The organism is Streptomyces sp. ME02-8801-2C (assembly GCF_033793965.1).
Lineage (GTDB): Bacteria > Actinomycetota > Actinomycetes > Streptomycetales > Streptomycetaceae > Streptomyces.
Map to the genome: position 1 here is coordinate 547643 of NZ_JARAXP010000002.1, position 12853 is coordinate 560495.

Here is a 12853-nt window from a genome sequence, read left to right on the forward strand (position 1 = left end):
CTGGCCCTGCCGCACCTCGCGCGAAGAGGGACTGTCGGCCCTGTCCGTGACGACCATCGGCCGCCGCGCCGGCCACCGCCGCCGGTGGATGCTGACGGCGACCGATCCGGAGGTAATCCCGTGCCCGACCACATCGACCACCCTCAAGGCCGATTCCACCGCTGTTGCTCGCGGTGGGTGCCGCGCACGGTCCGGCCCGGCCATCGTCCGGCCGCCCGCCTCGTCTGCCCTGACTCCAGGACGGCCGGACACAGCGTGAGAGCGCTGGGAAGGGCCGGCCGATGAGCGCCGCTGCTCACGCCGTCCGCCGCCAACGGCACGACGCGGCCGACCGCCCGTTCATCGTCATCTGGGAGTCCACCAGGGCCTGCCCGCTGGCCTGCCTGCACTGCCGGGCCGATGCCGTGCCCGACCGCGACCCACACGAGCTGGACACCGCCGCCGCCAAGGACCTGCTGCGCCAGGTGGCCGCCTTCGGGCAGCCCGCCCCGCTGTTCGTGATCACCGGCGGCGACCCTTTCCAGCGCCCCGACCTGACCGAACTCATCGCCTACGGCAGGGAGATCGGGGTCCGGGTGGCCGTGTCCCCCTCCGGTACACCGACGCTCACCGAGGAGCGGCTGCGGGCCGTGCACGTTGCGGGCGCGTCCGGGCTCTCGCTCAGCCTGGACGGCTCCACCGCCGAACTCCACGACGCCTTCCGCGGGGTGCCCGGGGTGTTCCGCTGGACCCTGGACGCCTGGGACGCCGCCCGTGCCCTCGGCATGAGAGTGCAGATCAACACCACGGTCGCCCGGCACAACCTGCATGACCTGCCCGACATCGTCCGCCTGGTCGCCGAGCACGGGGCGATGCTGTGGAGCGCCTTCTTCCTGGTACCCACAGGCCGCGGCCGCACTCTCGGCGCGCTGACGCCGGGCGAGGTGGAGGACGTGCTCAACTTCGTCTACGACGTCGGCCTGACCGTGCCCGCCAAGACCACCGAGGCCCACCACTTCCGCCGCGTCGCCCTGCAGCGCCAGGTCCTCGCCGCCACCGGCGACGACCACGTGTCCGTACTCGGACTCGGGCCGCTGTACCAGGAGTTGACCGATCGGGCCGCCGTCCTGGGCCTGGACGCCGGCACGCGCCGGGTCCGGCGTCCGCCGCTGGACGTCAACGCGGGCCGGGGGTTCGTCTTCGTCTCGCACACCGGCACCGTGCACCCCAGCGGCTTCCTGCCGCTGAGCGCGGGAAGCGTGCGGGAGAGCCCGCTGACGTCGATATACCGCACCTCACCGCTGTTCACCGGCCTGCGCGCCGCCGACATGCTCGGCGGCCGGTGCGGGCGCTGCGAGTTCCGCCGCGTCTGCGGCGGCTCCCGCTCCCGCGCCTACGGCGTCACCGGCGACCCGTTCGCCGAGGAGCCGTGGTGCGGCTACGTCCCCGGTTCCTTCCCGCACCAGCGGGAACTGGCCGCGCTGTTGTCCGGCGACACAGGCGCGCCCTCGCCGGCCCGTCCCGGTCCGACCGCCGCCGAGGGCGGCAAGGAGCACCGTGTACAGCAAGAACGATGATCCGGCCGTGGCCGATGGCCGCCCGCCCAACAGGTTCAAGGCGTCCGGCCCGCGCGGCCGCCACCTGGGCGCTCACATCCTGGTCGCGGCCTGGGTGGTGCTCGCGCTACTGGCGGCGAGCATCCAGCAGACACTGCCCGTGGCCCGCTGGCTGGCCATTCACCTGTTCCTGCTCGGCGCCGCCACCACGGCGATCGTCGTGTGGAGCGAGCACTTCGCCGTCGCCATGCTCCACGCGCGGCTGCCCGACCGGCGGTGGAGCAACGCCCGGCTGGCGGGCGTCAACATCGGGGTCGTGGGCGTCCTCACCGGCGTGTGGGCCGACCTGCCCGTCCTGACCGGTGCCGGGTGCGCGCTGCTGGTCACCGCGGTCACCGCGCACCTGTTGGTGCTGGTCCGCATGGGCCGGAGCGCGCTGGGCGGACGGCTCGCCCCGATCGCCGACTACTACCGGGCCGCGGCGGTGGCACTGGTCATCGGCGCGGTGCTGGGCTGGCTGCTGGCCACCGGCAAGGCCGGCCCGGAGCACTACAGCGGGCTGAAGCTGGCGCACGTGCACGTCACGCTCCTCGGCTGGACCGGACTGCCCGTGCTGGGCACGCTGTTCATGCTGTGGCCCACCGTGCTGGGCGTACGCATGGCCGAGCGCACCACCCGGCTGGCACGCCGGGTGCTGGTGCTGACCGGGGGCGGGCTGCTGACCGCCGTCACCGGACTGTCGGCCGGCTGGCGCCCCGCCGCCGCACTCGGCATCGCGGGCTACGCGGCCGGCGTCGTCGTCGCGGCGCAACTGTTCGCCCGTACGGTGCGCCGGCGGCCCGCGATCTCCGCGGCCGCCGCGTCGATGCTGGCCGCAGCCATGGGATGGCTGTGCGTCGGCGTGACGGTGGACCTGGTGCTCCTGACCGCACGGCCGCTCGCCGAGGTCCGGGACGACATCGGCTCTCTCCTCCCGCTCCTGCTCGTCGGTCTCGTCGCGCAGGTCCTCATCGGAGCCCTCACCTACTTGCTGCCCATCGTGCTGTCCAGCGGCCCCAAGGAGCGGGCTGCGCTGCGGGCGGTGCTGGAGTGGGGCTGGGTGCCGCGGCTGAGCGCGCTCAACCTCGGCGTGGCCCTGCTGGCGTCGCCGCTGCCCAAGCCCCTCGGCACGGCGGGCATGCTGCTGGCCGGCGGGGCCGGGGCCGCTTTCCTCGCCCTCGCCGTGCGTGTGCTGGTCCACAGCGGACGGGGTCTCCTCCAGGACACGGAGCCGGGCGATGCGTCGCGGCGTCCGGTCCTGTGGGGCACGGCCGCCGGGACCGTACTGATCGTGCTGGCCGTGCTCGTGGCCAACAGCGGCGGGGACACCAGCGGCGAGGCGAGCGCCGCCGGGGCGGCAGGCGCGGGAGCCGGGACCACCCGCACCGTCGCCGTCACCCTCGCCGACATGCGCATCCGCCCGGCCCGGATCGAGGTCACCGCGGGCACCGCCTTGAAGCTGAAGGTCACCAACACCGACGCCCAGCGCCACGACCTCAAGGTCGAGGACGGCCCCACCACCCCGATGCTCGCCAAGGGCCACACCCGCACCCTCGGCCTCGGACCGGTCACCGAGAACCGCGAGGCATGGTGCACTCTGCCGGGCCACCGGGCGGCCGGGATGACGATGGACATCGTCGTCACCGGTTCCACCGACGACGCGGACGCGCACGACGGCCACTTCACGACCGCCACCACCGACGGTGGCCCGGACCTCTCCGCCGACTTCTCCACCGGATGGCGGCCACGCGACGCCGCCCTGGCCCCCGTGCCCGGCGGGACGGTCCACAAGATCGAACTGCACGCCGCGCACACCACGGTCGAAGCCGCTCCGGGCGTCAAGCAGCAGATGTGGACCTTTGGCGGCACCGCTCCCGGCCCCACCCTGCACGGCAAGGTCGGCGATGTCTTCGAGGTCACCCTGGTCAACGACGACACAGCCATGGGCCACGGCATCGATTTCCACGCCGGTTCCCTCGCGCCCGACAAGCCCATGCGCACCATCCAGCCCGGCAAACGGCTCGTCTACCGCTTCCGCGCCGACAAGGCCGGATCATGGCTGTACCACTGCAGCACCGCACCCATGCTCCAGCACATGGGCAACGGCATGTACGGCGCGGTGATCATCGACCCGCCCGGCCTGGCGAAAGTCGACCACGAGTACGTGCTGGTCTCCTCCGCGCTCTACCTCGGCACGCCCGGCAGTACGGCCCAGGTGACGAAGATGCGCCAGAACACCCCGGACGCCTGGGTGTTCAACGGCGTCGCCAACCAGTACACCAAGCGGCCCCTCCAGGTGAAGGCCGGCGAGCGTGCCCGCTTCTGGGTGGTTGCCGCCGGCCCCAGCGACGGCATCGCCTTCCACATCGTCGGCACCGTCTTCGACACCGTGTACAAGGAAGGCGCCTACCTGCTCAAGCCCAACCAGCCGGGCGGTGCCCAGGTGCTGGACCTGGCCACGGCGCAGGGCGGCTTCGGCGAGACGACGTTCCCCGAGGCCGGCCACTACGCGTTCGTCGACCACGACATGCGCCACGCCGAAGCCGGCGCGCACGGCATGGTGGAGGTGAGCCACTGATGGACACCGTCGGCTGGTGGTCCCTGGTGCGGTTCGCGCACGTGGCCGGCGCCGCCCTGTGGGTCGGCGGCCAACTCGCCCTCTCCCTGGTGATCCTGCCGCTGGCCCGCCACCTGCTCGCCCCGGAGACCAAGGACCGCTTCACCGCGGCAGCCGGCCGCCGCTTCGGCATGCTGACCGGGGCGCTGTTCCTGCCGGTGCAACTGGCCACCGGCTGGGCCATGGCCTGGCACCGGGGAGTCACCTGGGCCTCACTCGCCGAACCCGGCTACGGTCGAACCCTCGCGACCAAACTCGCCGTGTTCGTCGTGGTGATGATCGCCGCGGCCGGACACGGCATCGCCCACGCCAAGGGCCGCGCCGAACTGGCCCGCATCCTGGCGGTGGTTTCCCTCGTCGGCTCGCTCGGCGTCGTACTGCTGGCCACCGCCCTGCCCGCCACCTGACCCGCGGCCACGACGAAGAGACAGAGGAGACATCATGCGTACCCGATCCCGGCTGGACGCCGCCACCGTGGAGTCGCTCCTGGCGGCGGCCGTGGCGGCCCCGTCGATCCACAACACCCAGCCCTGGCGCTTCCGCCTGGACCCCGACCACCGGGCACTGGAGGTGCACTCGGCGCCGGAGCGCACACTGCCGCTGACCGACCCGACGCACCGCGCCCAGTACTTGTCCGTGGGAGCGGCGGTCCTCAACCTCCGGCTCGCCGCCGTCCACCAGGGCCGGCGGCCGGAGGTGCGACTGCTGCCGGATCCACGCCGACCAGGGCTGCTGGCCACCGTACGACTGACTGAACCGCTCGGCGCGGACGACCAGTTGGCGGACCCCGGTCTCTACGAGGCGATCGCACGGCGGCACACCAGCCGGATGCCGTTCACCGGCCGCCCGGTGCCCGAGCCGATCGTGGCGCAAATGGGCTCGGCCGCGCACGCCGCCGGCGCACGCCTGCACGTGCCGGACATCGCCGGAACGCGGCGGCTGCTGCGCCTGACCGCGGCGGCCGAGGCACGCGACCACTCCCACCCGGACCGCACCGCAGAAACCCGCACCTGGCTCACCGCCCCGGGAACAGACGCCCCCTACGGCATCCCCGTCACCGCCCTCGGCCCGCCCGACGCGGGCCGACGGATGCCGGTGCGGGACTTCACCGCCGCGCTGCCCGCCCTCCGCCTGCCCGCCCTGTGGTTCGAACGCCACGTCCAGGCGGCCCTGCTGTGGACGCCCCACGACCGCCGGGAGGACTGGCTGCGAGCCGGCCAGGCCCTGCAGTATGTCCTGCTCACGGCGACCGCCCACGGGCTGCGCACCTCACTCCTGCACCAGGCCATGGAATGGCCCGACCTGCGGGCCGCGACGGCTGTCCCGCGACACCAACGGTGCCATCCGCAGATGCTGATCCGGTTCGGCTACGGCCCGGACGGCGCCCGCACTCCGCGAGCACCCGGGCGCTGCGGTGTCCGCCCGGCAGTACCACCCGCAACCGATTCTGAAACGAGCTGAGTCTTTCCTCTTGGTGGCGAAGCAGTGCAGCCGCCGCCCGGCGGCCACTCCAAGCGATGATGCGGGTTCCGCCGCTCGGGTGGCACTTCGGGTGCTGCCGCCGTGGCAGCCCCCGAAGTGATGACACAACAGTGGCCAGTGGCCCGGCTTCCGCCGCACCAGGTCCGCGCGCCGGGCATCGGTTCGATGCCCGGCGCGCGGGCGCGATCAGAGTTATAAGTGCAGGTCAGGGTGTTGTGGCCCGGGTGCTCGGCAGCGGGCCTCCGGCTGCCACCGCAGCGGTTCACGGCCGTCGCTGAGGTGTGCCCGGACGGCTCCGCGTGCTGGGTGCCGTATCCGCTCCTGTCCTGTGGCCGGCCGCCCCTTGAGGGCGGAACCCCAACAGCGGCCCGGCGACCGCGCCGCGCCCACGAACGCCCGTGACCAGGGCGAACGCCTCGGACCCCGCTCGAAGCAGCGTGGACACCGCATCGGCGGCCACTACGTCGGCGGACACTTTCACCTCGGGGTCTCGGAGCCGGGCGCGAACCGCGAGAGGGAGGCATGGACGAGCCGCAGTGGCCGCGTGCGGTGCCGCTTCGTCAGACTGGAGTCCGATCCGTCGACGCCCACGACCAGCGGGAGTTCCATCGGGGCCACCCCATACAGGCCGGCGCTCGCTTCGGGCGGACGTCGGCGGGACTGCGGTGCACCGGGTCGCGACGACGCTGGAGACGTACGGCACGACCAACCGCCCGGCGCGCTCGTCAACGACCCGAGGCATGCCCGACACCCCGAACATCGTGAGGGATGCGACGACCTTCCCAGCGGTACCCGTCCGGCGCGCCACGCCCAGATCAGCGTCTGTCCGAGCTCGCCGAGGAGGGGGCGGTGACCGCCGAGGAGCACATGACCGCTTCCTGGGTTACGGTCCACCTCCGTGTCCGGGCGTGAACCCAGGCAGTGGCCAGTCCAGGGTCAGGCTTCGATGTCGAGTACCTCCGACACGGGACGGCGCGGCGCGCCGGGGCCGTTGGGGCCGTAGCCCAGGCGCAGCAGGACCTGCGTGTAGCCCGTCCCGGTCATTGGGTCACGCAAGGGCCAGCGCAGGTCCGTCCATTCGAGAGGCTGGGTCACGAAGGAGCTGGCGAGGCCCTCGCGGGTGGCCAGCAGCAGGACGCGTTCCATCGCCTGGCCGGCGCGGAGCCAGTCCTCCGGGCGGTCGTGATCCGTGCTGATGAGAGCCAGCTGAGGGTTCTGCTCGAAGTCCGCCGCGTCACGTCCCGCCACCTGCCGGGGGCCCGCGAAGTCCCGCATGGGTGCCCTGCCGCCGCGCTTGCGCGGCCCGAAGGCGTAGTGCGGGACTCCGTCGTCGGCGGTGCTCACCGACGGGGCGTCGGTACGCGTCCACCGGGCCAGGTCCTGGTCGCTGCCGGGGTCGGTGATGTTGCGTGCCTCGGCTTCCTGAACCAGTTCCAGCACTTCCCGCAGATGCCATGAGTCGGGGAACGTCAGTGTCACTCCCTCAGCGCGAGCGGCCGCGCGGAGGCTCTCCCGCACGGCCTCGGGGATCTGCCTCTCCTCGAACGGGTGGCGGCTGCTGTGCCGTTGGCGGATCGCCGGATACAGCACGCTGAGGCCGCTCGCACGATGCGTACGGCCGACCAGCCGCACGCTCGCGAGAAGTGCCTTGTCGCTGAGGTCGGGCAGGAGCCGGGTTTCCGGGTGCCAGCCCGCGTGGGCGATGCCGGTCCTCAGGTTCAACAGGGCGGCACCGCAGCCTAGATGAACGCCGCGGGTATCGGGGTCGGAGTGCGGCATGGTGCGCTCGAAGTCGGCCCACACCTCGAAAGCGCGGGTACGCCGGAGGTAACGGAAGCGCCAGGGCTGCGCGTTGTGCATCGACGGCGCGGCCACCGCGTCGCGTACCGCGGCGGCCACCCACTCGTCGGACAGTGCCGGCCGGCTCATCAAGACTCCTTCCGGAGCCGTTGGGACGGGAACGCTCCTCAGCGGCCTGTGACTGCCTGGTCATCCATCGGCTGGAGCGATGCGGCGGCCGGTGAGGTGTGCGGGCTGGATCGACACCCACATCTCGCGTGCACCGCCCGCCCATGGCGTGGTGCGGGCGTGCTCGGTGAGCCTGCGAACGCTGTCAGGCTCCGTCACGACGCTCGCAGGGCCGATGGCGAGGACGCTCCAGCCCTGGCTCATGGCCTCGTCCATGTGATCGACCTCGAAGGCGACCTCGGATCCGATGGCCGCGGCGGGTGTGGATTCAGGCGCGGTCCGGAAGACGATCGCGTCATCCACGACGTCGTAGTTGACCGGCACGACCGCCGGGCGGCCGTCGGGCGCCGACACCGCGACGCGCCCCACGCCGTGGGTGGAGAGCAACGTGCGGCATTCCTCCGGGCCGATGTCCCGCAACTGAGGATGCAGCAGCGCCTGTCCTTGGCCGGGCGGCAGATCCATTCCTCCGCCGCGCAGCTTGGCGACAGTGGTGCCCAGCGCGTCGGCCAGCCTGATGAGGGTCGCCGTACTCGGGTCGCCAGGCCGTGACTCCAGGTACTCCAGGTAACCGGGGGACATCCGGGCGCGGCGGGCCGTCTCCTCACGGCTGAGCCGCTGCCTGTGGCGTTCGACGGCCACGCGTCGGCCGATGTCACCAGGGCCGGGTGCCCTGGGCGGCACGGCCTCCGCCTCGGCCGTGTCCGGACCCGAAGGGGCATCGGTGCTCCCGGGCCAGCCGTGTTCGAGATGGCGGATGTGGGCGTCGGGCCCGGGGAACACGAGCGTCACTTCGTCCGTGTCCGACCAGCGCACGTCGTAAGGGGGCGTCCCGTCCTCGTGATGGAGTCCGACGATCTCGCCGTCGCGCTTGGCGGCGCCGGTCGTCGTGCGTTCGATGACGAGTTGGTCGCCGAGGTGAGCTCGCATGACGTCAGCCCTCTCCTCAGAATGGTGCTGTATCCAACGTGCCACGCGCGACGGACGGCCGCACGGGGCCGATCAGCCTGGGAGGCTGTTCCGTCTGCGCGGCGCTGAAGCGAAGGCGTCGACGTCCTCGGGCCCGGCATGGAAGCGGGCCAGGTAGTCGAGTGCCGACTCGAGCCCCGCCGCCACCAGGAAGCCGCGTTCCGGTGGCAGGTTGCGTCACCGGCGGAAGCGCGCGGACCATTGCGGTTCCACCAGGTCCCACTCGGCGTCCCACCGCGCATACCTTCTGCGGTCCAGGACCAGGCGTATGCCTGCCCGGGCCGCGTAGGAGCCGGCGGCCACGCCGACGGCCGCCATACCGCCCACCATCCAGCCACTGGTCGTCGCGTTGAGCGTGCTCACCGGCGGACCGGTGACGGTTCCGTCCCGTGTCACCCACACACGCACGGTGGCGTCCTTGGGAGTTCCCGACTTCACGAGGGCGGTTGCCCCGTGGACGTTGCCGTCGGCGTCGGTCCAGCGGACCCGCGCCGGGCGCTTCGCCAGCTCGTCATCGTTCTTGACACGCGCCGTCAGCCGGGCCGTGACCTGGTGCCGGTCCGCCGCCTGGGCTCGTACGGTGCGCATCGACACCTCGTACGATGCCAGTCCCGCGCTGACCGCCGCTGTCGGCAGCCCGACGACGAGTACGGCCATCAGGACGCGGCAAAGCCAGCATTCGAGTCTGTCGGACGTACGCCTCAGGGGGTTCGCGCCCTCGGGCGTCTTGTCGCCGCGCCCGGACGGCGGACCGGACGCGTACGGCGAACCTCGTGCGCTCATGAGTCGGCCTCCAGCAACTCGTCGGCCGTCCCCCGCCACCTGCGCCCACCGTCGCCCGGCAGCGGGCTCGGGGCACAGGGCCGAAAGTCCCTGTAGAGCCGCTTTCCGGCTCCAGGTTCACCGGATTCCGGCCTCGTCCGTGTGCGCGGACCGCGGTCATGTCGGTCATGTCCGGGGGAACGACCGCGACGGGACACGGCGCGTGATGCACCTCCGCCGCCGCGTCCAGCAACGCCCGGCGGGCGAGGCCCTCGATCACCGGTGGAACTCACCCCGGAGTCGCGATACCGCTCCGCGATGCCGTGCAGGGCGTCGTCGAGCACCTGGGACGGTGGGCGCCGGTGGGCCTCCATGGCGTACCACGACGGAGCCGGCCGCGTGGTGAGAGCCCTGGAGGACGGGTTCCAGGCGTGCACCGCCGTCAGTCGGCAGCTCCGCACGTGAGCCTCCCGCAACGCGAACTGCAAGGCCGTGCCGCTGCCTTCCCCTTCCTCGACACCGACGACGATGTTCCCGAACCGGCCGTCCCTGTGCTCGGCGGCACCGCGCATCACGACGACCGGGCAGTCCGCTCGGGCGGCCACGGCCAGGCTGACCGCGCCCAGGAGCATGCCGGCGAGGTCTCCGAGCCCTCTGGACCCGAGTACCAGCGCGAAGGTGGTGCGTCCCTTGCTTTCCTCGGCGCGTTCCGAGGTGGCAGTGACCGCGTCGGACGGCTCGCGGTCACCAGCCGCCGCGTGCACGAGGTGGAGCGGAAGACCGTGCCGGACAGCCTCGTCGGCGGCCCGGTCCACCGCCTCCAGACTTGCTTCGGCCCCGTCGATGCCGACCACCATGGGAATCGCCATCGCCCCGTCTCCTCTCGTGGCGGGTGCCACGCGCCCGGCCTCCTCCTCCACGGCTCCACATGCGCCGGGGAGGGGATTGGGGTACTCCTCGAAGGAGAGAAGCACCGCGCTCGGCATGTCGGCGACGTCCGGCGCGTGCACGCCATCGGGCTCGTTCACCGTCATCCACCGTCGTATCCAGCTTCGTACGAGACGGAGGCCGCCGCCATGCAGCCAGTTGTCACCGTGGGCCTCGACGGCTCACCCGAGAGTCTCGCTGCCGCCCGCTGGGCCGCCGACGAGGCCGAGAAGCGTCGGCTCACGCTGCGCCTGCTGCACGCGTGGCCCCTGCTGGCGCCGGAGCCCGCGCACGCTTCCTCCGAGGTCGACCAGAACTACTGGGCGAAGCGTCTCGTGCACACCGCGCGGGCTGAGCTGCAGGCCCGTCACCCGGGCCTGACCGTCGTCGGGAGTTTGGTGGCCGACGACGCCCAGGAGGCTCTGCTCCAGGCGGCCTCGGAGTCCGAGATGATCGTCCTCGGCTCACGGGGGCTGGAAGCCCACGTGAGCTACTTCCTGGGCGACGTCAGCATGCCGGTCGTGGCCCGGGCGGAGCGGCCGGCGGTACTGGTCCGCGCCGAATCCCCCGCGCAGGGAGCGCATCCGGCACCCGCGGGGCACGTGGTCGTGGCCCTTAAACTGCACGCACCCTCCGACGACCTGCTCGACTTCGCGTTCCTCACCGCCGCGGTCAGGGAGGTTCCGCTGCTGGCCGTGCACGGCCGAAGCGTGCCGCTCCACGCACACGTGCCCTGGGGTGTGGACCACGCCGCCACCGACGAGATGACGCGGGACGCGCAGGGGGAACTGAGCAGGGCGCTCCGTCCCTGGCGCGAGAAGTACCCGCAGGTGGACGTGGCCGACAGCATCCGTCTCGCAAACCCGGGCAAGGCCGTCGTTCAAGCCGCCGAGGGTGCCGCGCTGCTGGTCGTCGGCCGGCGGGCGCACCGGCACCGGCACGGTGTGGCACCCCACCTGGGTCCGGTCGCCCACGCCGCCATCCACCACGGACACTGCCCCGTCGCCGTCGTCCCCCATGACTGAGCACGGCCACCACGGGCCACCGCCCCCGCGCGCGGAGGTGTGCGAGACCCACACCGCGATCGTGTTCTTCGCCGGGGACCACGCCTACAAGGTCAAGAAGCCGGTGCGCCTCGGATTCCTGGACTACACCACGCGGGCGGCGCGGCGGATCGCGTGCGAGCGCGAGGTCGCTCTCAACCGCCGTTTCGCCCCCGACGTCTATCTGGGCCTGGGCGAGTTCAGCAGCCCGGACGTCGAAGCCCCCGAGCCCCTCGTGGTGATGCGCCGCATGCCGGCGGACCGTCGTCTCTCGCGCCTGGTACGCGAAGGGGGCGACCTGGACGACGTCCTCCGGGCTGTCGCCCGGCATGTCGCCGCATGGCACGCGGAAGCGCCCCGCGGCCCGGACGTGGACGAGCAGGGCACGCGGGACGCCCTGTCGTCACGGTGGGAGGCAAGCTTCGCGCAGGTGCACGCGCTGGCCGACGGCGGCTCCGTGCCCGAGGGGATGACGGAGACGGAACAACTGGTGCGCCGCTATCTTGCAGGCCGCGAAGGGTTGTTCGCGTCCCGTATCGAGCAAGGGCGGGTGGTCGACGGCCACGGCGACCTCCTCGCCGAGGACGTCTTCTGCCTCGACGACGGCCCCCGCGTTTTGGACTGCCTGGAGTTCGACGACCGGTTGCGCTACGTCGACGGCCTGGACGACGCCGCGTTCCTCGCCATGGACCTGGAACAGCTCGGCGCCCCGGAGGCCGCCGCCTACTTCCTTGCGCAGTACGGCGAGTACTCCGGTGATCCGGCTCCCGCGTCGCTGTGGCACCACTACGTCGCCTACCGCGCGTTCGTCCGTGCCAAAGTCTCCCTGATCCAAGCCCGCCAGGGCGCGCCGGGCGCGCAGGCGGCGTCACGGCGGCTGGTCTCGACGACGCTGCGCCACCTGCGCACCTCCGCCGTCGGCCTGACCGTCGTCGGCGGACTGCCGGGCAGCGGGAAGTCCACCCTCTCCGGTGCGCTGGCCGACCGGCTGGGGGTCACCCTGCTCAGCAGCGACCGCGTCCGCAAGGAACTGGCGGGCATTCCCGCGGAGCAGTCCGCGGCGGCCGGCTACGGCGAAGGGCTGTACACACCCGAGTGGACCGCCAGAACCTACGCCGCCCTCCTCGACCGGGCGGCGGCCCTGCTGTCCGCCGGTGAGTCGGTCGTCCTCGACGCCACCTGGTCCGACACGGCGCAGCGGGAAGCGGCACGGCGCATGGCCGAACGCACCAGCACTGACCTGGTCGCCCTGCGCTGCCACGTTCCGGACGACGTGTCAGCGGCCCGCCTGAGCACGCGCGCCTCCGGCCCGTCCGACGCCGACGTCGACATCGCCACCGCCATGGCGGCCAGAGAAGCCGCGTGGCCCGAGGCCGTCGCCCTCGACACCAGTGGCACGTTGGACTCCGCGGTCGCCCGGGCACTGGCAGCTGTACGTCCCTGGGGCACCGGCCAGGCCCCGGTCTTCCGCCGCCCCTACATGGAGCCGGACTGACGGGAGACGCGAGCGA

9 protein-coding genes and 2 pseudogenes are annotated in these 12853 nt (G+C 72.5%); 6 read left to right on the plus strand and 5 right to left on the minus strand.

Annotated elements, in window-relative coordinates:
• Nucleotides 1-281 precede the first annotated feature (281 nt).
• The 4 genes from PV396_RS07080 to PV396_RS07095 are packed head-to-tail and all read left to right on the plus strand — an operon-like array spanning nt 282 to nt 5652.
• A complete protein-coding gene (locus tag PV396_RS07080; protein ID WP_319201530.1) occupies nt 282-1556 on the plus strand; it encodes a TIGR04053 family radical SAM/SPASM domain-containing protein in 1275 nt (424 codons plus the stop codon).
• Nucleotides 1537-4152 (plus strand): multicopper oxidase domain-containing protein, encoded by a 2616-nt coding sequence (locus tag PV396_RS07085; RefSeq protein WP_319201532.1) that lies wholly within the window; start codon nt 1537-1539, stop codon nt 4150-4152. Before PV396_RS07080 ends, PV396_RS07085 begins: the two co-directional genes overlap by 20 nt.
• The gene (locus PV396_RS07090; protein WP_319201534.1) at nt 4152-4598 is read left to right on the plus strand and encodes a hypothetical protein; all 447 of its coding nucleotides are present in this window, start codon (nt 4152-4154) and stop codon (nt 4596-4598) included. The genes PV396_RS07085 and PV396_RS07090 overlap by 1 nt, the downstream gene beginning before the upstream one ends.
• A gap of 34 nt (nt 4599-4632) precedes the next feature.
• Nucleotides 4633-5652: an Acg family FMN-binding oxidoreductase gene (locus PV396_RS07095; protein ID WP_319201536.1), complete on the plus strand. Its 1020-nt coding sequence runs from the start codon at nt 4633-4635 to the stop codon at nt 5650-5652.
• A gap of 376 nt (nt 5653-6028) precedes the next feature.
• Here the strand turns inward: PV396_RS07095 and PV396_RS07100 are convergent.
• The 5 genes and pseudogenes from PV396_RS07100 to PV396_RS07120 all read right to left on the minus strand — a co-directional run.
• Nucleotides 6029-6282, minus strand: a pseudogene (locus PV396_RS07100) (universal stress protein); the annotation flags it as partial.
• A 327-nt stretch (nt 6283-6609) separates the two neighbouring features.
• Nucleotides 6610-7602 carry an Acg family FMN-binding oxidoreductase gene (locus PV396_RS07105; RefSeq protein ID WP_319201538.1) on the minus strand — a complete coding sequence of 331 codons (993 nt, stop codon included), beginning with the start codon at nt 7600-7602 and terminating at the stop codon, nt 6610-6612.
• A gap of 60 nt (nt 7603-7662) precedes the next feature.
• Nucleotides 7663-8571, minus strand: coding sequence for a DUF1918 domain-containing protein (locus PV396_RS07110; protein ID WP_319201540.1), 909 nt, complete (start codon nt 8569-8571; stop codon nt 7663-7665).
• 216 nt (nt 8572-8787) lie between these two features.
• Entirely contained in the window at nt 8788-9393 is a 606-nt protein-coding gene (locus tag PV396_RS07115; protein ID WP_319201541.1) for a hypothetical protein, read from the minus strand.
• A gap of 175 nt (nt 9394-9568) precedes the next feature.
• A pseudogene (locus PV396_RS07120) lies at nt 9569-10241 on the minus strand (universal stress protein); the annotation flags it as partial.
• Nucleotides 10242-10448: 207 nt separating this feature from the next.
• Here PV396_RS07120 and PV396_RS07125 point away from each other — a divergent pair.
• Nucleotides 10449-11324, plus strand: a complete 876-nt coding sequence (locus tag PV396_RS07125) for a universal stress protein (RefSeq protein ID WP_319201544.1) — start codon at nt 10449-10451, stop codon at nt 11322-11324.
• Nucleotides 11317-12837 (plus strand): AAA family ATPase, encoded by a 1521-nt coding sequence (locus PV396_RS07130; protein ID WP_319201546.1) that lies wholly within the window; start codon nt 11317-11319, stop codon nt 12835-12837. Before PV396_RS07125 ends, PV396_RS07130 begins: the two co-directional genes overlap by 8 nt.
• The last annotated feature ends 16 nt before the right edge of the window (nt 12838-12853 follow it).